General features: G+C 41.7%; 21 protein-coding genes. 17 read left to right on the forward strand and 4 right to left on the reverse strand.

Going from position 1 to position 19,981, the window contains the following annotated elements:
• Nucleotide 1: 1 nt before the first annotated feature.
• The 9 genes from EEL30_06135 to nadA all read left to right on the forward strand — a co-directional run bounded on the left by EEL30_06135 (nucleotide 2) and on the right by nadA (nucleotide 8,976).
• On the forward strand, nucleotides 2–784 hold the full coding sequence (locus EEL30_06135) for a VWA domain-containing protein (protein QDX95685.1): 783 nt from the start codon (nucleotides 2–4) through the stop codon (nucleotides 782–784).
• Nucleotides 744–1,697 (forward strand): serine/threonine protein kinase, encoded by a 954-nt coding sequence (locus EEL30_06140; GenBank protein QDX91982.1) that lies wholly within the window; start codon nucleotides 744–746, stop codon nucleotides 1,695–1,697. Before EEL30_06135 ends, EEL30_06140 begins: the two co-directional genes overlap by 41 nt.
• Nucleotides 1,698–1,710: 13 nt before the next feature.
• Nucleotides 1,711–2,463 carry a threonine/serine exporter gene (locus EEL30_06145; protein ID QDX91983.1) on the forward strand — a complete coding sequence of 251 codons (753 nt, stop codon included), beginning with the start codon at nucleotides 1,711–1,713 and terminating at the stop codon, nucleotides 2,461–2,463.
• Between the two features lie 15 nt (nucleotides 2,464–2,478).
• A complete protein-coding gene (locus EEL30_06150; GenBank protein QDX91984.1) occupies nucleotides 2,479–2,943 on the forward strand; it encodes a threonine/serine exporter in 465 nt (154 codons plus the stop codon).
• Complete coding sequence (tilS, locus tag EEL30_06155; protein QDX91985.1) at nucleotides 2,906–4,336, forward strand: tRNA lysidine(34) synthetase TilS; 1,431 nt, start codon at nucleotides 2,906–2,908, stop codon at nucleotides 4,334–4,336. The genes EEL30_06150 and tilS overlap by 38 nt, the downstream gene beginning before the upstream one ends.
• A 13-nt stretch (nucleotides 4,337–4,349) precedes the next feature.
• Nucleotides 4,350–4,889, forward strand: coding sequence for a hypoxanthine phosphoribosyltransferase (hpt, locus tag EEL30_06160; protein ID QDX91986.1), 540 nt, complete (start codon nucleotides 4,350–4,352; stop codon nucleotides 4,887–4,889).
• 82 nt (nucleotides 4,890–4,971) lie between these two features.
• Nucleotides 4,972–6,963, forward strand: coding sequence for an ATP-dependent metallopeptidase FtsH/Yme1/Tma family protein (locus EEL30_06165; GenBank protein ID QDX91987.1), 1,992 nt, complete (start codon nucleotides 4,972–4,974; stop codon nucleotides 6,961–6,963).
• Nucleotides 6,964–7,032: 69 nt separating this feature from the next.
• Complete coding sequence (locus tag EEL30_06170; protein ID QDX91988.1) at nucleotides 7,033–7,929, forward strand: HAD family hydrolase; 897 nt, start codon at nucleotides 7,033–7,035, stop codon at nucleotides 7,927–7,929.
• Between the two features lie 102 nt (nucleotides 7,930–8,031).
• On the forward strand, nucleotides 8,032–8,976 hold the full coding sequence (nadA, locus tag EEL30_06175; GenBank protein ID QDX91989.1) for a quinolinate synthase NadA: 945 nt from the start codon (nucleotides 8,032–8,034) through the stop codon (nucleotides 8,974–8,976).
• Nucleotides 8,977–9,109: 133 nt separating this feature from the next.
• Here nadA and EEL30_06180 read toward each other — a convergent pair whose 3' ends face one another.
• Nucleotides 9,110–9,646, reverse strand: a complete 537-nt coding sequence (locus tag EEL30_06180) for a hypothetical protein (protein QDX91990.1) — start codon at nucleotides 9,644–9,646, stop codon at nucleotides 9,110–9,112.
• Between the two features lie 208 nt (nucleotides 9,647–9,854).
• On the opposite strand from EEL30_06180, the gene EEL30_06185 reads away from it, so the two are divergent.
• On the forward strand, nucleotides 9,855–10,841 hold the full coding sequence (locus EEL30_06185) for a zinc ABC transporter substrate-binding protein (GenBank protein QDX91991.1): 987 nt from the start codon (nucleotides 9,855–9,857) through the stop codon (nucleotides 10,839–10,841).
• 57 nt (nucleotides 10,842–10,898) lie between these two features.
• Here EEL30_06185 and EEL30_06190 read toward each other — a convergent pair whose 3' ends face one another.
• Complete coding sequence (locus EEL30_06190; GenBank protein ID QDX91992.1) at nucleotides 10,899–11,267, reverse strand: ArsR family transcriptional regulator; 369 nt, start codon at nucleotides 11,265–11,267, stop codon at nucleotides 10,899–10,901.
• A gap of 174 nt (nucleotides 11,268–11,441) precedes the next feature.
• On the opposite strand from EEL30_06190, the gene EEL30_06195 reads away from it, so the two are divergent.
• From EEL30_06195 to EEL30_06225, 7 genes are all read left to right on the forward strand, one after another.
• Entirely contained in the window at nucleotides 11,442–12,215 is a 774-nt protein-coding gene (locus tag EEL30_06195) for a metal ABC transporter ATP-binding protein (GenBank protein ID QDX91993.1), read from the forward strand.
• Nucleotides 12,216–12,251: 36 nt separating this feature from the next.
• The gene (locus EEL30_06200; GenBank protein ID QDX91994.1) at nucleotides 12,252–13,091 is read left to right on the forward strand and encodes a metal ABC transporter permease; all 840 of its coding nucleotides are present in this window, start codon (nucleotides 12,252–12,254) and stop codon (nucleotides 13,089–13,091) included.
• 19 nt (nucleotides 13,092–13,110) lie between these two features.
• Nucleotides 13,111–13,521 (forward strand): transcriptional repressor, encoded by a 411-nt coding sequence (locus tag EEL30_06205; GenBank protein ID QDX91995.1) that lies wholly within the window; start codon nucleotides 13,111–13,113, stop codon nucleotides 13,519–13,521.
• A 324-nt stretch (nucleotides 13,522–13,845) separates the two neighbouring features.
• Nucleotides 13,846–15,474, forward strand: coding sequence for a hypothetical protein (locus tag EEL30_06210; protein QDX91996.1), 1,629 nt, complete (start codon nucleotides 13,846–13,848; stop codon nucleotides 15,472–15,474).
• Nucleotides 15,475–15,714: 240 nt separating this feature from the next.
• Nucleotides 15,715–17,337, forward strand: a complete 1,623-nt coding sequence (gene nadB / locus EEL30_06215) for an L-aspartate oxidase (protein ID QDX95686.1) — start codon at nucleotides 15,715–15,717, stop codon at nucleotides 17,335–17,337.
• Nucleotides 17,324–18,172: a carboxylating nicotinate-nucleotide diphosphorylase gene (nadC, locus tag EEL30_06220; GenBank protein QDX91997.1), complete on the forward strand. Its 849-nt coding sequence runs from the start codon at nucleotides 17,324–17,326 to the stop codon at nucleotides 18,170–18,172. The genes nadB and nadC overlap by 14 nt, the downstream gene beginning before the upstream one ends.
• An 18-nt stretch (nucleotides 18,173–18,190) precedes the next feature.
• Entirely contained in the window at nucleotides 18,191–18,955 is a 765-nt protein-coding gene (locus tag EEL30_06225; GenBank protein QDX91998.1) for a type III pantothenate kinase, read from the forward strand.
• A gap of 132 nt (nucleotides 18,956–19,087) precedes the next feature.
• Here the strand turns inward: EEL30_06225 and EEL30_06230 are convergent, their stop codons facing one another.
• Together EEL30_06230 and EEL30_06235 are read right to left on the reverse strand one after the other, a co-directional pair.
• Complete coding sequence (locus EEL30_06230) at nucleotides 19,088–19,723, reverse strand: hypothetical protein (protein ID QDX95687.1); 636 nt, start codon at nucleotides 19,721–19,723, stop codon at nucleotides 19,088–19,090.
• Nucleotides 19,713–19,952 (reverse strand): hypothetical protein, encoded by a 240-nt coding sequence (locus tag EEL30_06235; protein ID QDX95688.1) that lies wholly within the window; start codon nucleotides 19,950–19,952, stop codon nucleotides 19,713–19,715. The genes EEL30_06230 and EEL30_06235 overlap by 11 nt, the downstream gene beginning before the upstream one ends.
• Nucleotides 19,953–19,981 lie beyond the last annotated feature (29 nt).

Consider the following 19,981-nt stretch of genomic DNA (forward strand, 5'->3'; position numbering starts at 1 on the left):
AATGGGAGGTACCTGTATGGCAAAACCAGCGACGCTTCGTCAGATTTTGGTTGTTACAGATGGTTGCTCCAATGTAGGAATTAGCCCGATTGCGGCTGCAACCTTGGCCAGAGAACAAGGCATCACAGTAAATGTGATTGGAGTGGTAGATAAGAACGAATTGGGTGAGAAAGGAGAACAGGAAATCCGTGAAATGGCACAAGCGGGAGGAGGACTAAGCGACATCGTTTATCCTGCACAGTTAGCCCAAACTGTCCAAATGTTAACGCGAAAAGCGATGACCAGAACCATTCAACATGTGGTGAACAAAGAATTAAAGCAAATTCTAGGTGATGCTGAATTAGATGGACTTGCTCCTGAAAAACGAATGCAGGTGGCAGGTATGGTAGATGAATTGGGCGAACAAAGTGCTCTAGAAGTGGTCATGATTGTCGATACGTCCGCTTCCATGAAAAATAAAATGGCAGCAGTACAGCAAGCCATCTATGATTTTAGCATTAGCTTACGTTCCCGCAGCGGAAGTAGTAGAATGGCCGTTTGCTCATTTCCTGGGAAAGAAAAGCATCTTGAAGTGCGCATTCCCTGGACGGATCAAGTAGAAAAGGCTTATCAATTGACGGCAGGTTTAACCATGAGCGGGATAACTCCGACCGGACCTGCTATTACGGAAGCAATTGCCTTGTTTGAACACGTGGAGCTACCTAAACCTTTAGCGGATCGCTACCGTACGAGCAGAAAAGCGAATGAAGAAGATGACGGTTATTTGCAAGACCATGTATTCTAATTCCTTGTTACCCGATGCTCCCCATTATTTTACAGGAAAATGGCACCATCAAACATATTCAGTGGTAAAAGAACTAGGTAGAGGAGCCAATGGTGTCGTCTACCTAGTTCTTCATGAAGGCAAAAAGGTAGCGATTAAGATGGGTGCTGATTCCATTGATTTATTAATGGAAGCAAACGTGCTAAAAAGTTTACAATCTCATAACCAAAAGATTGGACCAAACATATATGATGTAGATGACATGATCTTAAAAGGTAAGGTATACGCCTTTTATGCAATGGAATATATTGAAGGAGAACGGTTGGACCATAGTTTGAATAGAGTAGGCAAAGAGTGGCTTACTTTGTTATGCACGCAAATACTGTCCCATTTACAAATTATTCATGAGTTAGGTTATGTATTTGGCGATCTAAAGCCAGAGAACATTATTGTTGTACAAGCTGGCAAGCAGGTATGCCTCATTGATTTTGGTGGGGTAACTAAGTCAGGCCATGCCGTTCGTCAATTTACAGAAGAGTATGATCGCGCCAATTGGCAGGCAGGGGATCGTAAGGCTGATGTTGCATACGATCTGTTTTCGTTAGCGGTCATGATGATCAGGCTAACCACTGATAAGGAGAAATGGATAACTCTCCCCGTATCAGGGCGACATGTTCAAAAGCTTTATGATATAATACGGGACAACGAATTGTTAGCTCCTTACCGCCCCATATTGGTTAAAGCATTGGATGGGAAATATTCAACCGCTGCTCAGATGAAAGCTGACTTCTTGCAAGCGTTTCGACAAAAATCAGAGACGAGGGTAAGAGTAACCAAGAAGACAGGGGAGGGAATAGGAAGCAAAATTATTGGGGGAATCTTTGTTGCCTCTATGCTTTTGCTTGCTGGCTCGTTGTATTATGTATGGATGTGAGGGATCATTCTGCATGACGTCGAATAATTATGTGATGGAGACGTGCCTATTAGCTGGAGAGATTATGATTCGTAATGGAGCGGAAACATATCGTGTGGAAGAGACGATGACTCATATTGCACAGGCTGCAGGTATGAAAAGCGTCCATAGTTCCGTGACAACAACCAGCATTATTTTTTCCTTTAAAGATAATAACGGTGTGGATCGTACCCGTATGACTCGAATGCGTGACCGAACGATTAATTTAAACAAGGTAACGTTGGTCAATCAGGTATCCCGTCACTTTGTGTCGGGGGAGATTACCTTGGACGAAGCGCATATCCAATTGGAAGAGATCCAGAGCATACGCTTCCAATTTTCGGATCGTGTGTTAAATGTAGCGGCTGGTTTAGGCAGCGGCTCTTTTGCTGTTTTGATTGGTGGGACTTTTCTTGATTTTTTCCCCAGTGCCATTGCAGGGGCAATCGTCTTTGCCAGTGCCAATTACTTGTATCGCTTTCTTAAAATACCCTTTTTTGCCGAATTATCTGCCTCTTTTTTAGGAGGAATGTTTACGCTGATTGCCTCGTGGCTTTTTCCCAATTATCTGCATCTTGGTGTTATGATTATAGGAGCGATGATTCCCTTGTTTCCGGGAGTAGCTTTGACGAACTCCGTGCGTGATTTAATGGCAGGGGATTTGGTTGCCGGGATGGCGAGAGGAGTCGAGGCAGGATTAACTGCCTTAGCGGTAGCCGTTGCGGCCGCATCTGTCTTGTCATTATAGGAGGGGATCAGGCATATGTTGCTGGGTATGCTGTTGAGTTTTATCATTACCATTGCCTATGCTATGTTGTTTAATGCACCAAAACGTACCATTCTTTTTGCAGGTTTAATTGGAATGATGGGATGGTATATCTATAAATTGCTACCGGTGTTTGGAGCGGAGCTTACTCTTTCATCTTTTGCAGCGGGGACGTTTATCTCGCTGAGCAGCCGAATTCTTTCAGTGAAGATGCGTGTTCCTTCTACTAATTTTAGTATTGCGGGAATCATTCCATTAGTTCCAGGTTCGACTGCTTATAAATCGATGTTAGCGTTTATTAAAGCTGACTACTTGGAAGGAATTACGCTTGGGGTTAAGACAATGATGTTAGCCGGGGCTATCGCTTCTGGTTTAATACTTGGCCTCTCCATCTTCTCTCTATGGAAAGGAATCGTGGCGCGTTATGTACGAAAAAGTACAAAAGCGAATGGAGCAGGATAAGCTGCTTTTGCCACATGAATCGATTGTGGTAGGAGTTTCCGGCGGAGTAGATTCTACAGCGCTGTTGCATATCTTAAGCAAAATGAATGAACAATATCAGTATGGTTGGAACTTGTACGCTGTTCACTTGAATCATGGCTTTCGCGGAGAAGAGTCTGACCAAGATGCCGCATACGTGGAGGACTTGTGTCATACATTAGGAGTTAAGTGCTACTCCTTTTATGAAAGCGTGCCTGATAAAATGAGGGAAACTGGTCAGGGACCTCAAGTTGCAAGTCGTGAACTACGGTATCAATACTATCAACAAGTGGCAAGAGAAGTAGGGGCCAGTAAAGTGGCGCTTGCCCATCATGCTGATGATCAAGTGGAGACTATTTTGTTTCGCATGGTGAGGGGTACCAGTTTACATGGGTTTACCGGTATGCCGTATCGCAGGTGGTTACAGACAGAGCAAATCGAGTTGGTTCGTCCACTTCTTCATGTTTTTCGCGAGGAGCTAGAAGCCTACTGTGAAGCGTATCAGTTGCAACCACGACACGATAGTAGCAATGATTCACGAAAGTACAAACGCAATTTATTGCGGCACGAAGTAACACCCCACTTACAACAAGTCAACCTCAGATACAGAGAACACGTGCTTCAGTTGGCGGAGATGGCCAGAGTGGATGACGACTACCTGCAAAAGCTGAGTCAAGAGGCGCTTAATAGGATAATAGTAAGGAAAGAGCCTGATGAAATTATCCTAGATAGGAAGTGCTTAAAAACTTTTGACCTTGCTTTACAAAGGAGAATGATTCCTCTAATATTAAGTTATCTCGCAACTGAAACGGAGTGGTCTCTGCAACATGTGGAGGCCGTTTTGCGTATCATTTTCGAGGGGAATCCTTCTGCAGTACTACATTTGCCCTCTCATATTTTTGTACAGAGGGTCTATGAGCAGGTATGTTTTCGTAGGCAAAAAGCAACTGCTCAAGATTTGTCCCAGCCGTATTCTTACCCTATCGCCATACCTGGCACGACATGGATAGAAGAGGCGGGAATGTTTATACATACAAAACGGTATGATTCCTTATCTGATTTACCTAATCTGTTATCTTTATCTCCTTATATTGCTGTATGTGACGCCGATGCTTTAGCAGGTGAATGCATCATTCGCAGCAGGATGCCGGGTGACCGTATTCAACTCGGAAAGGCTAATCATATTTACAGCAAAAAGATAAAGGAGCTATTTATTGATGAAAAAGTACCAAAAAGCAGGCGTGATCGAATCCCTATTCTAGTAGCCGGGGATCAAATCATTTGGATACCTGGTGTAAAGCGGTCGACGCATGCGATGATACACGAGAAATCCCATGCTTTTGTTATCATGCAGGCGGATTTCAGAGAAGAGTAGCAGGAGGTTACATATGAATAATGATATAAAAGAAATTATGCTTTCGAAGGAAGAAATTGATCAAAAGGTAAAAGAACTGGGCAAAATCTTAGCAGATGAGTATCGTGATAAGAATCCTTTGGTTATTTGTATCTTAAAAGGTGCCATCGTCTTCATGGCAGATCTTCTTCGTGAGATGGATATCAAATGCGAGATGGATTTTATGGCGGTATCCAGCTATGGAAACAGTACGGAGTCCTCTGGAGTTGTACGTATTCTAAAAGATTTGGATGCAACTGTACAAAATCGTCATGTCCTGATTGTGGAGGATATTATGGATAGTGGTTTGACGTTAAGCCATTTGGTAGAGCTATTAAAACAACGTCATGCTGCATCCGTAAAAGTAGTTACGCTTCTAAATAAACCAGAGCGTCGTAATGTAAATATTACTCCTGATTACAGTGGTTTTACTATTCCTGATGAGTTTGTGGTTGGTTACGGTCTTGATTATGCTGAGACCTATCGCAATCTTCCTTATATCGGTGTTTTAAAACCTGAAATTTATTCGAAATAGTCGAGAGCTAGCAAGGTTGTGAATGGGTTTTACTCTATGCTAAAATAATGGAAGTGTCTTTTTTCGTGAGAGGAGGTAAGCAATGAATCGTTTTTTTCGGAATACAGGTTTTTATTTACTGATTTTCCTTGTCACGGTAGGGATTGTGAATTTTGTCCTCTCCGGAACCGATAAGATGGCTCCAATTTCTTATCAGGAGCTACGTAATAACCTCAATCAAGACAATATTGAGGAGGCATCTCTCCGCGTTGAGGGAGGTACATATCGGGTAGAGGGTAAGCTCAAACAGGCCCCAACCGGTAAGGAATCATTCTATACCAATGCACCGATTTATGATGAACAACTGGTTAAACTGATCAATGATAAGATTGATGCTAAGAAGATTGCTAAAGTGGAATATAAACCAGCAGAGGGTAATAGTATCTGGCTAACATTCCTAACTTCTATCATTCCTTTCGTGATCATCTTTATCTTGTTCTTCTTCCTGTTAAATCAGGCACAGGGTGGCGGAAGTCGAGTTATGAACTTCGGTAAGAGCAAGGCGAAGTTATATAACGACGAAAAGAAAAAAGTTACATTTGAAGATGTAGCTGGTGCTGATGAGGAGAAAGCAGAGCTTGTAGAGGTCGTAGAATTCTTAAAAGACCCACGCAAATTCGCTGCTGTAGGTGCCCGCATCCCTAAAGGGGTACTGTTAGTAGGTCCTCCAGGTACAGGTAAAACATTGCTTGCACGTGCCGTTGCTGGTGAAGCAGGCGTGCCATTCTTTAGCATTTCAGGTTCTGACTTCGTTGAGATGTTTGTCGGGGTTGGGGCATCACGTGTACGTGATTTATTTGAGAATGCAAAGAAAAATGCTCCGTGTATCATTTTCATTGACGAAATTGATGCCGTTGGTCGTCAACGTGGTGCTGGTCTTGGTGGAGGTCACGATGAACGTGAACAAACGCTAAACCAATTGCTTGTTGAGATGGATGGTTTCGGGGCAAATGAAGGAATTATTATGATTGCAGCAACTAATAGACCTGACATTCTTGACCCAGCTTTGTTGCGTCCTGGACGTTTTGACCGTCAAGTAACGGTAGATCGCCCTGACGTACGTGGTCGTGAGGCAGTGCTGAAGGTACATGCACGCAATAAACCATTAGGCGAAGACCTGAATTTGGATATCATTGCTCGCCGTACCCCAGGCTTTACAGGTGCTGATCTTGAGAACCTGTTAAATGAAGCAGCATTGCTTACAGCTCGTAAAAATAAGAAGCAAATCAACATGTTAGAAGTAGATGAGGCGATTGATCGTGTCATTGCTGGTCCTGCTAAGAAGTCTCGTGTCGTAAGCGAAGACGAACGTCGTCTTGTAGCTTATCACGAAGCAGGTCATACTATCGTTGGTTTCCATCTAAAACGTGCAGATATGGTACACAAAGTAACCATTATCCCACGTGGGCAAGCAGGCGGTTATACTATTATGTTGCCAAAAGAAGATCGCTTCTTTGCTACAAAAAAAGATCTGGAAGACAAAATTGTGGGTCTGCTTGGTGGACGTGTTGCGGAAGAGTTGGTTCTGGGTGACATCTCAACTGGAGCTCATAACGACTTCCAACGTGCTACAGCAATTGCGCGTAGCATGATTACCGAATATGGTATGAGTAATTTGGGGCCAATGCAATTCGGTCAATCTCAAGGTCAAGTATTCTTGGGACGCGACTTTGGACATGAGCGTAATTACTCTGAACAAATCGCTTACGAAATTGACCAAGAAATGCAACGGATCATTAATGAACAATATCAACGTTGTAAAGACTTGTTGATTCAATATGGAGATCAGTTAGAAGCAATTGCACAAACCCTGCTTCGCGTGGAAACACTTGATGCCGAACAGATCAAACAGATCGTTGAAAACGGCAAGCTGGATAAAGAGCCTGGAGAAGATGATGTAGTAGTAAACATTCAATCCAAGCCTGAAGAAGCAGTTAATCAAGTAACCATTGATAAACTGACGCAAGAGCCAAAACCAGAAGTTACAAAAACGGATGAAACACTTGACCATCCTGATAATCAAGAACCGAAATAAGAGCGCCGGATGGTGCTCTTATTTTTTTCTCGATTAGATTTTGTCTATCACAACAGTGGGGGGATCAGCATGAGTGTAGCAAATTGTAAAATCGTAGCGTTTGATATGGATGGAACATTGTTAAATGGAGAAGCAAAAATGTCCCGAGAAACATGGAAAGCATGCGAAGAATTACAACAGCAAGGGGTAAAGCTTCTTCTATCTACAGGGAGACCATTTGTTTCTGCCCGTATCGCATCAGACTACTATCCTTTTGATGGTTATGTGTGTAGTAATGGAGCTGCTTTGTTTACTGAGGATGGCACTTTATTAAAATATGCTGAATTACCGAAAGAAGTTATTATTGCTCTTGTAGAAAAAGGAAGACTGCAAGACGTTTATTATGAGGTGCACGATCAAAACAGTAATCGTTGGATGGTAGAGGAAGATAAAGAGCGCATTAGAGAGATGCTCTTCTCAGAGCCTTTCGTAACAGAGGGAATTACCTTAGAGCATACAAAACGTGAATTTGCTAACCGTCAATTTTCTTATAACGAATTAGCAAAGTTTCTGCCTAAAGATGAGCTTTTAGGCAAAATTGCTTCTGGAGAATTTGTGATTAGCAAGATGTTCTTCTGGCATAAGGATACAAGCGTGTTGGAGTGGCTACGCGAACAGACGACAGAGTTTGTTGGAAAGGTGAGTCTAACTAGTTCTGGACCATTTAATATGGAAGTGATTCCGCTTGGGTTAAGTAAATGGGTCGGATTGCAAACCTTTATGGACAAATGGAGCATACCTGCATCGGAAATTGCTGCATTCGGGGATGCAATGAATGATTTTGAGATCTTGTCACATGTCGGGCATCCAGTTGTAATGGAAAATGCCGAGGATGAAGTTAAAAAACTTGCGAAATATATGGCGAAACACCATTGTGAAGATGGAGTGGCATGCTTTATTCGGGAATATATGCTACCTAATAAGTAAGCGTTTTACAGTTGGCCTACCCCTTGCTAATTGACAAATAGTCGTTTGAGACAGTACAATAGCGCCGAAATCGTTTACATCACCTAGCAGGGGGTTAAGGGTATGGAAGCTTTAGCTCTACAAAAGAAAGAGCAACGCAATGCCGAATTAAGAGAGCGATTGTTACAGCTAAAAAAAGAACGTAATGCTATTATTTTAGCTCATTTTTACCAACGTCCAGAGATTCAGGAAGTAGCTGATTTTATTGGGGATTCCTTTGGACTAGCACAAAAGGCAAAAGAAACAGAAGCAGATGTTATTTTATTTTGTGGCGTTCATTTTATGGGTGAAAGTGCAAAAATTCTCAATCCAAACAAAACGGTTATCATTCCTGATGAACGAGCTGGTTGCCCGATGGCAGATATGGTTAACGTAGAAGGTTTGCGCAAAGTAAAAGCTCAACACCCCAATGCAAAAGTGGTAGCTTACATCAACACCTCAGCAGATGTAAAGGCAGAAACGCATATCTGCTGTACATCCTCCAATGCTCAGAGGGTAATCGAGTCAGTAGATAGTGACGAGATTATTTGGGTTCCTGACAAAAATCTGGGGCATTATGTGTCACAATTCACAAGCAAAAAAATGATTATTTGGGAAGGGTACTGTAACACACATGATCAGTTATCTGTGCAGGATATCATGCTGATGAAGGCAGAATACCCAGAAGCGCTAGTGGTAGTGCACCCCGAATGTCGTCCAGAAGTTGTTGCATTGGCTGACTATGTAGGTTCCACTACTGGAATACTGAAGTTCTGTAAAGAATCTAGCAAAAAAGAATTTATAATTGGTACAGAAGATGGAACACGTTATATGTTAGAAAAGGATAGTCCAAATAAACATTTTTATTATGCTTCCAAGTATTTGGTCTGTCCAAATATGAAAGTAAATACATTGAAAAAGTGTGTAGAAGCGTTAGAGACCTTAAAACCGCAAATCTATGTGCCAGAACATGTGGCAAATGCAGCACGGGCTTCGTTAGAACGCATGCTAGAAGTAGCCCCAGGTTGATTCAAATCGATAAATAAATGATATACGTAAAGATAAAGAAAAGTCTGCGCCGGATGAGCGTAGACTTTTTTGAACTATTGGGAAGTATTGTTTCAATTTTCACCTGATAGGTACGATTATCATATTTGTGTGATTAAGCAGTAGGCATAGGCGTAGGAGTTGGGTCGGCATAGCCCTTGCTAAAATTCTCGTCGATATGTGTACGAATTTCTAGTTTTGTTTTACCTTCTTGCATCATTTTAGCAGAGATGACGGCGATATCCATACATGCCTTGCAACGTGTACCGTGATCGTCCCATGTAACAGAACCATCTTCCTTCACTTCTTTTATAAAACAGTTTCCGTTATGTTGATGTCCAGCAGATTCTCCACAGCCACAGTAGCAGGGAATTGATTGAAGTAAGTCATTGTGATCCGCAGCAATGCGGTATACATCTTTAATGTTTGGATGGACCGTATCTAGAAAAGTCGGAAGAGTGGAGATAGAGGTGGTTAATTCCTGTAAATCGCCATTAGGTGCATGTGCCGTATGGGGCGCTTCAGTTGCCTGTTCTTGGGTTGTAGCTTGAGAGGTTGGAGTTTGCTGTGTTCCTGTTGAACTGCCATTGGCGCATCCCGTGAGTAATGCGATACCAAGGAGTGAGATGGACAGTAGTTTTGCCGTTTTCACGTAAATTACCCCCTTATTTTCCTTTGATTATAACATAAGCCATTCGCAGGGCTGTAGATGATGTTATTAAATCGTAATGATTCTTGTTTACAAACCGCCCGCATATAAGTATAATGAGAGAGGCAAATAGGAATGATTACGAATTATATAAAGTAGCAAGGATATAATAACACAAATACAGACAGAGAAACGCTTGGAGGAGGACTATATGTTACGGTTCGTGAAAAGTTGGGGAGTTATTTTAGGTATAGCAAGTATGGCTTTATTTGTAAGTGGGTGTGGAAATACTAATATAGCAAGTCCAGTACAAGAGAGTGGAAAGCTCTCTGTTTATACAACTATATATCCATTGTATTATGTAGCAGACCGAATTGGTGGGGAGTACGTTTCTATTAAGAATGTTGTACCTGCTGGCGTTGAGCCGCATGATTATGAACCGACTGCTCAGGATATGGTGGCCATTTCTAAGGCAAATGTGCTTATTTATAATGGTGGCGGTTTGGAGGCATGGGTAGAGAAAGCTGTGAAGAGTCTGAATCAGGAGAACTTACTTGCCGTAAATACTACGGAAGGACTTACCCTTCTAACCTCAGACGAAGACGAAGATGACCACCATCATGAAGGAGAAACTGGTCATGAAGGCGAATCAGCCGGACACGACCACGATCACGGGGAGTTTGACCCGCATGTATGGCTTGATCCTACGATGCTAGAGAAGCAAGCCGCTCAGGTGAAGGATGCGTTTGTTAAGGCAGATCAAGCACACAAGGAACAGTTTGAGCAAAATTATAAAGTGCTAGTAGATGATTTGAAAAAACTGGATCAGGATTTTAAAACAATGGTAGGTCAATCATCTAAGAAGGAGATTCTAGTCTCTCATAAGGCATTTACGTATCTAGCTTCTCGTTATGGACTTGAGCAGATTGCGATTTCTGGTGTTTCTCCTGATAACGAGCCATCACCTGCTGAGCTAAAGAACTTAGTGGAGAAGGTAAAACAAAAAAATATTAAATATGTAATGTTCGAAACATTGGCCTCTCCAAAAGTAGCGGAAGTAATCGCACGTGAAACGAAAGCACAAACAGCGGTATTAAATCCTTTAGAAGGATTAACGACAGAAGAACAAACAGCAGGCAAAGACTACATTTCCATTATGCGTGATAACCTGGAAGTATTGCGTCAGGCCCTAAAATAACGTTTGAAAAAAATCGCCGCTCCTTGGTTGGGGCGGCGGTTTCCTTCTACTATACAATTATTTGTGTTCATTCGCATGTTCAACTCCTGCGTTTATCAACATCCGAACATGATCGTCATCCAAAGAGTAGTACACCATTTTCCCTACTTTACGATATTTAGCCAAGCCCATATTCCGTAGTAGTCGGAGATGATGAGAAGCGGTCGCCATGCTAATACCGATAACGGCTGCAACATCACATACGCAGAGCTCATCTTCAAGGGAGAGGGCATAAATAATTTTGGAGCGTGTATCATCAGCTAAGGCCTTGAACAAAGGGGCTACTCCATCTGCCTCTGTTATTCTCGGTTTTAATTGATTCACTTTCTCGACTTCGACACATTCTATCTCACATACGTCTTTTTCCGTTTGATCTTCATAAGCCAAAGTGATCACCTCTTCCTTTCTTTATTATAGAAAACGAAAAGCTACTTCACAAGGATGGGAGATTAAAGAGACAAAGAGACGAGTGAAAGCCTTGAGTCCCTGCCCATTTCATAGTACCATGATAATATTAAATAAGAATTATTACGATTATGCCACAGTTAGGAAGTTGATTATATGCACAGTGCAAAAAATCATACGAGCGTAGTTTCTCTGAAATCCGTCTCTTTTCGTTATGAAGATGGAAAAACGGTGCTGGAAGATATAGATTTTTCGATGGAAAAGGGCGATTTTGTAGGGATTGTTGGTCCGAATGGTTCGGGTAAATCAACGCTAATGAAATTAATTTTGGGTTTGATTTTACCTACAAAAGGAGAAATCAAACTTTTTGGTCAGCCGATGCAAAAATTTAAAGACTGGACGAAGATTGGCTATGTTGCTCAACAAGCAGCCCATGGAGCAAGCGGGTTTCCGGCGACTGTACGTGAGGTAGTGGCGTCAGGTCTCGTTGGCAAAGTAGGTATATTTCGTCGTTTGTCTTCTGTTCACCATCAGCAGGTGTCTGATGTTATTAAGCGTGTTGGTTTGTCTGCTAAGGAGAATGAACGCATTAGCAATCTTTCCGGTGGGCAGCTACAACGAGTGTTTATAGCTCGTGCTTTGGTAGCGGAGCCAGAGCTATTGATACTAGATGAGCCAACTGTAGGGGTAGATCAGGAATCCATTGAGCAATTTTATCAGCTCCTGCGCTCGCTCAAAGAGGATACAGGAATGACGATGATGATCGTGAGCCATGATGTCGGAGTCATGATTGAATGGGTAAATAAAGTAGCTTGTCTGCAACGTCGTTTACACTTTCATGGCACAGCAGAAGAGTTTGAACATAATCAGGAGCAAATTTTTCAATCGATGTATGGAGAAAGCGTTCGGCTTTTAACCCATCATCATTAATCTGCCACCTGGCGGAAGAAAGAAGGACAAGAAAGAATGCTAGCCGATTGGTGGAATTATGAGTTTTTACGATATACCTTGTTTTCAGGACTGCTGATCGGATTGGTTTGCCCGATCTTGGGGACGTTCTTAATTGTTCGCCGCTTGTCTATGATGGCGGATGGACTTTCCCATGTGACGCTTTCGGGAGTAGCAGCAGGGATGCTTTTATCGAAAAAGGTAGCTTTCTTTAGCGCAATTAATCCTTTATTTTTTGGAATGTTATTCTCAGTGATTGGGTCACTTTTTATTGAGCGATTACGTAAGGTATATCGTTCATATCAGGACTTGGCGATACCGATCATTTTGTCTACTGGTCTCGGGTTATTTACAGTCTTAGTCAGTATTGCCGACGGATTCAACCAAGATTTATACTCTTACTTGTTCGGGAAGATCGTGACCGTAACCATTGAGGATTTATACGCCTTAATTGGGGTAGCTACTGTAGTTCTAGGAACGGTTATCCTCTTATATAAAGAATTATTCGCAGTTTCATTTGATGAAGAATTTGCGCGTGTATCAGGTGTAGCTCGACGCAGTATTAATTTGTGGTTCATGGTTCTAGTGGCTCTAACAATTGCCGCATCCATGCGAATCGTTGGTGTCTTGTTGATTTCTGCGTTGATTACCATTCCGGTAGCAGCCAGCTTGCAAATTGCTAAGAGCTTTCGACAGGCTATTTTCTACTCGATTCTGTTTGCCGAAATCTCTGTTTTAGCAGGTTTATACTTTGCGTATATGCTCAATTGGGCTTCAGGTGGTACTATCGTGTTGGTAGCCGTCTTCATTTTAATGATTGTGTTGGGTCTCAAACGCTTACGGGCAATCTTACGTTAAGTGAAGGAGGGGATTGCAGTTGAATTTGGAACAAGCGCTCCAGTTGTTAAAAGACAAAGGATTTAAATATACGGGTAAACGTGAAGAGATGTTGCGCATTTGTGCTGAGGAGAAACGATATTTGTCCGCGCGAGATATCATGGGTCGGATGAAGGATAATTATCCGAGTTTAAGCTTTGATACAGTCTACCGGAATATTTCTACCTTCGTAAAACTAGGAATTTTGGAAGAGACAGAATTAGACGGAGAAGGGAAGTTTAGGCTCTCATGCTCTACACATGGACATCATCACCATGTTATTTGTACAGTATGCGGTAAGACGAAATCTTTGCCGAACTGCCCGATGGCTGTAATTCCCGAGATTTCTGAGGAATTTGTGGTAACAGGCCATAAGTTTGAAGTATACGGAACCTGTAAAGAATGTAATTAGCTTATAGTCATTCAATATCATTTATGTGAGAAGGCACCTACCTTATCAGGTGCTTTTTATTTTGCCCTTTTTGACTGTAGAAGAGATTCATCATCCAAATATTGGTTTATATTAGGAGGGGATACTGATGCTGTGGGATGTAACGAATGTTAACAAAAGTACGTCTCATTTATAAATACCTGATTTTTAAGAAGAAAATAAACTGTAAACCTTTTGTAACTACTTAGCATTTTTTGGAGTGTATGATTAAGACAACAAGAAAACAACTACTAACAATAACAAAGGAAATTATCCTATTAACTTAAATGATGGAGGTCATGATACATGAAAACATTAGTAAAAGTAGTAACAAGCGTAGCACTTTGTGGCGGAGTATTTGCAGGAGTTGGAGCAGTAGCGAATGTACCAGTATTCGCTTTGGATACACAAAAAGCTTTGCAAGCCTTTGAAGTAGGAGCCCCTTTCTCCCTCAAGGATTTGCAAGTAAAGCCAAACAGCTACGTAATTGATTACACGCAAGCTGATGTGACAGGCGATGGTGTTGCAGATGGAGTAACATTGATTGGTACGAAAGAAAAGAAAGAAGATATTTTCATGAGTGATATCATGGTTGTTTTGCAAGATGGTAAAACAATGAAATTCACACAAGCATCGGTTGGAAAACAGAATAGCGGTTATGAACCAAAGCTAACAGTAGGCGATTTCGATAAAGATGGTACTCAGGATATATTGGTTAAAATGGAAGATGGCGGAAGCGGTGGCACTTCTACATATAGCTTGTTATCCTTTAAAGATGGAAAAGGTGCCGCAATGGTTGACCAAGAGAAACTGAATGCAGGTGTTGACTTCGACATTCAGTTTAAAGATGGATTCAAAGCGGAAATTACAAACAAAGCTACGAAAGAAAAAACAACGGTGGATATCAGTGAAAATAAAGCTGAATATATCAAAAACGGAATTTATGATGCAAAAGGAAAACTGTTAAAAGCAGTTGAGGGCGCACAGGATGGATTAGGCTCTTTAGAAGTAGTAGAACAAGCAGATGGTGGTCTTGCTTTGGTAGGAACACAAAAAATTTGGGGTAGCTACCATGCTGACAGCATTGCTATCGCAACAACAACGTGGAAAATTGAACAAGGTCAATTGAAGCTAGAAAAAACAGAAGTAACAGCTTTTGACCATGACAATTTCTCAATCGCACCTAACTATGTACCAGGCGAGAAATTTACAGAAGCAGCGCTTACGACAAAAGAAAATAACTACATTATTGATTCTAAATATGCTGATGTAAACGGTGATGGAGTACGCGACGAAATAATTTTGATCGGTCATAAGCAAGAGGGTGAAAAGGACCACTTTGTTACGGAGCTAACGGTGGCTGTGAAGGATGGTAAAACGAAAGCTCTAACCATGGGTACAGTAGGAAAAGAAAACGCTGGTTTTGATGACGCTACGCTGTACATTGGTTCATTTAATACTGATAAGCATAAAGACATTTTGGTAAGCGCACCAACAGGTGGTAGTGGTGGTCTATCTACTTTTAGCTTGCTGACGTTCTCTGATAACAAAATTGTTCCTTTAGCTGATCAAGAGCTGTTGAACAAAGGTGTAGAATATGATGTGGCATTTAAAGCTGACTTTAAGGTAGAAATTTCGAATAAAGCTACTGGTAAAAAGGAAACTCTGGATGTAAGTAAAAACAAAAAAGAGTATGTAGAATCAAAAATATATGATAACAACGGCAAACTATTACAAGAGACGGCTGGATGGGCTGATGGTCTATCCGTATTGACTCCGGTTGATGTAGATAAGAATGGTGTATTAGAGCTTCAAGCTGTACAAAGCATTTCTGGTGCATACCATGCTGATCGCTTAGGTTTGGCAAAAACAACATGGACACTGAAAAATGGCAAGCTTGAACTTACAAATGAAGCACTAGAATTACGTAAATAAAGTTTCATTTTTAGCTATCGAGCCCCTTTTGAATGAGCTGATGAATATTTGTTGATGGGAATTGGATAGATTGGACAGAGAAGCGGCAGAAACCTTTGGGTTTTTGCCGTTTTTTCGTCTTTCTCTCGTCTGAATACAGCTCAACCTTTTTCTACTACGATTATCGGCTTCTTCTCCTGATAGGCTTTTGCTATAATGATGAGGAAAAAAAGTAGAGAATCAGGGAGAGGGTTATGTGTGATGTTCCCGAGACATGTACTGAACTACCAGACCGATCATTTACAAAACATGTATACAGATGTGATTGTAGTTGGTTGTGGAATCGCAGGCTTGTATACAGCGTTAGAGGCGAGCAAAAGAGCAAAGGTAGTACTTATCAGTAAAAAGGGTTTGCAGGATAGCAACACTCGCTGGGCTCAAGGGGGCATTGCAGCGGTTACCGCTCAGAATGATTCTCCCGCATTACACCGACAAGATACCATGCTGGCAGGAGCCGGAATTTGTACCTATGAAGCAGTAGATGTACTGGTGCATGAAGGTCCTCAGCGTTTACAAGAACTAATATCCTACGGGACTCAATTTGATAAGGATAGCAATGGAGAATATGAATTAACCCGAGAAGGTGCACATAGCGAACGGCGTATTTTGCATGCGCAGGGAGACGCTACCGGGGCTGAGATTGTCCGAGCATTAGCTAAAAAGGCAGCAGAAACAGCGAACATTACACTATTAGAAGAGCATTTCGCCATAGATATTCTCACACAACAAGGAGAATGTGTGGGAGTATTAGCCCTTAAACCGGATGGAGAAATGTTTGTCATTCGCTCTCATGCAACTATTTTGGCCACAGGGGGCGCGGGTCAGCTATACCGCTACACCACCAATCCTGAGATTGCAACGGGGGACGGAGTAGCAATGGCATATCGGGCTGGGGCAGAAGTAAAGGATATGGAATTCATTCAATTCCATCCTACAGCGCTATGCTACCCAGACGCTCCTCGTTTTTTAATCTCGGAGGCTGTTCGAGGAGAAGGGGCTTATCTGCGCAATTCTTTTGGTGAGCGCTTTATGGACAAGTATCATCCGCAACAAGAATTGGCTCCGAGAGATATTGTGGCACGAGCAATCGTATCTGAGATGGAGAAAACGAAGTCTACCTTTGTTTATCTCGATATTACGCATGAGTCTGAAGAGCTGATTAAACATCGATTCCCAACCATCTACGAATTCTGTTTGGCGTATGGGTTGGATATGGTAGCCGACTGGATACCAGTTGCACCTGCTTGCCACTATATGATGGGCGGCGTAAAGACTGATTTACATGGCGAGACAAATGTACCGAGGCTATTTGCATGCGGAGAAGCTTCTTGTACCGGTGTACATGGTGCTAATCGTTTAGCTAGTAATTCGTTGTCAGAAGCAATTGTCTTTGGTCATCGCATCGTAGAGCGTTTACGAAGTTTACCACCAGTTATGCAATCGGTTTCGCTCAGTGAATCATCGCTTTATACCGGTAAATCTTTTAACTTGAAAAAAATGCGTTTGCAATTACAAAAAATCTTGTTGCGTAAAGTTGGCGTGAAGCGTGAGGCAAAAGGATTGCAAGAAGCGTTGCAAGAGCTTGAGAGCATGCAGGCGATTTTATCAACTCATACGATAAAACGTGAAGCCTTTGAACTGAAAAATCTGCTTACAACAGCCATCCTTACCACAAGAGCAGCGTTGGCACGAACAGAAAGCCGTGGAGGCCATTATCGTGTCGATTATCCAGAGCTAAATGAAGAAAAATGGCACAAGCATATTACGCAAAGTATCAACTCAGGGCTACAAGAGGAGAGTGAAACACTATATGTTATGGAATAAACGGGAATTAAAGCGGAAAATAGAAGAATGGTTATTTGAAGATGTTGGCCATGGTGATATCACAACAATGACAACAATTTCAGCCGATGAAAAGGGATTGGGAATCTTGTATGCCAAGGAATCAGGTATTATCGCTGGCTTGGATATTGCCGAGCAGGTTTTTCATACTGTGGATCATGAGTTGGACTTTCAGAGACGGGTGTCAGAGGGTAGTCAGGTAAAAAAAGGAGACGTTATTGCCGAAGTAGCTGGCTCGGTACAAGCAATTTTAGTGGGTGAGCGGTTAGCACTTAATTTGTTGCAGCGTCTTTCAGGGATTGCTACACGTACCCAGCTCTTTGTGAATGAGATTAAACATACAAAGGCGAGAGTGGTGGATACACGTAAAACAACACCGGGCCTACGATTATTAGAAAAATACGCAGTGCGAGTGGGTGGCGGACATAACCACCGATTTGCCCTGTATGATGCTGTGATGATCAAGGACAATCATAGTAAAGGTGCAGGTGGGATAAAAGAAGCAGTGATGAAGGCGCGTGAAGCCATTCCTCACACAATGAAAATAGAAGTAGAAGCTGAATCACTAGAGCAAGTACATGAAGCATTGTCAGCAGGAGCGGATATTATCATGCTGGATAATATGTCATGCGAAATGATGAGAGAAGCAGTTCAAATCATTCAAGGGAAGGCAATCATTGAAGCATCTGGTGGTGTTACATTGGAGACGGTGAGCGCTATTGCCGAAACTGGCGTGGATGTGATTTCGGTGGGTGGACTCACACATTCCGTTACTTCTTTAGATATTAGCTTAGATTTAAATCAACGGAAAAGATAGAGAAAAGAGGAACTACCCATGCTACTCGTAATGGATATAGGTAATACCAATATTGTGCTCGGGATGTATCAAGGAGAACGGCTAGTCTATCACTGGCGTATTGCGAGTGACCGTAATAAGACGGAAGACGAGTATGGTATGCTTTTACTCAACTTATTTCAAAGCGTACAGCTCACTCTAGAAGACGTGACGGGGATTATTATTTCTTCTGTTGTGCCACCGTTAAATAAAGCTGTGGAAAGCATGTGTGAAAAATATTTTGCTAGGAAGCCGTTATTGATTGGACCAGGTATTAAAACTGGACTGAATATAAAAGCAGAATATCCCAGGGAAGTGGGAGCCGATCGGATTGTCAACGCTGTTGCAGCGATTCATGAGTATGGAGCGCCTTTGTTACTTGTTGACTTCGGTACGGCTACTACCTTCTGTTATGTAGATGACAAGAACCAGTACTGGGGAGGCGCAATCGCTCCAGGTATCGGTATATCAACAGAGGCGCTCTTTACGCGTGCCGCTAAGCTACCACGTATTGAGATTGCCAAGCCTGCTACTGTGATTGGAAGAAACACAATAGCCTCCATGCAATCGGGTATTTTTTACGGTTTTATCGGACAAGTAGAGGGCATTGTTAGGAGAATGAAGCAGGAGTGCAATAGTCAGCCAACGGTAGTTGCAACAGGTGGTCTTGCTCCGCTTATTACGAAGGAGACAGATTGCATCGATGTGGTCGATCAGCATTTGACGATGAAGGGCTTACGATTGATTTATGAGCGGAATGTGTAAGAGTTTTTTCTAAAGCCATGGGGTATGTTCCTGTGGCTTTTTTATCAATATGTATAGAAAAACTGCACCTCCAATTGTTTGGTGTGTCTAACAATTGGGGTGCAGTACACAGTAAGCCAGAGCGGTTCAATTTTATGATGTCAAAGGGCAGAGATATACTCCTTCAACATTACAAATTTTTTCTAGTAGTTCCCTATTAGCTTCATCTCTCAAATATGTAGGGCAAGCGAAGTCACCAGGCCATATAATGAGATTCAAATCTACAAAGTAAAGGCAAGTTGAAATATAATCACGAAGATTCAATTTGAGTAAGAATTCAAGATCTTCCAATTCAGAAACTTCAATGATTGTTCCATGGAATTTCTCTTGTAGTTCTTTGAGTTTGTTCTGATCAATATTTTCGGGGAATATGTTGTCATATGAAATGCTACTTTCCACGAAAGTGCGAGAGCAAGTCCATAAATTTCTAAAAACATTTAAAAATTTGCGTTCAATATCTAAATAGTCTCGTTGCTCTTTAATTTCCCTGTCCTTCTCATAGAAAATCTCTGCTTGATTATACTTATCCCAATTTTGAATTAATGTAGGAAAACGGTTGATTCTATACATTTTATTGGTATATTGCTTATCAAACTCATCCCACTTATCAACAAATAGAATATCCTTATCCCAATGTTCAGGTCGATCACAACCCTGTTTTAGATAATCCATGTCAATGGTATAATGTGAAATGTAGTCTTGGAACGTTACAAAACTCTTACTTTCCAACAATTTTCCCCTCTTTCGATAAAGAAGCAATTCTCTTACCCTTGTCATTATTCAATTTCCATACATCTCCTTTATGTCCGTCTTTATCGCCACCAGTTCCCCTAGTTTTTTCAATAGTCCAGCCTGTTTTTTGATCTTTATATGTACTTGTTTTTCCTTTTACTTTATCAGTAAATTTATCTAAATCTACAGAGTAATCGTCATTTTTCTTTTTTAGTTTTTTAGGGATTGCATCAGCAGCTCCCCAAGCTAACGGGA

Source organism: Brevibacillus laterosporus (genome assembly GCA_007833815.1).
Lineage (GTDB): Bacteria > Bacillota > Bacilli > Brevibacillales > Brevibacillaceae > Brevibacillus_B > Brevibacillus_B laterosporus_D.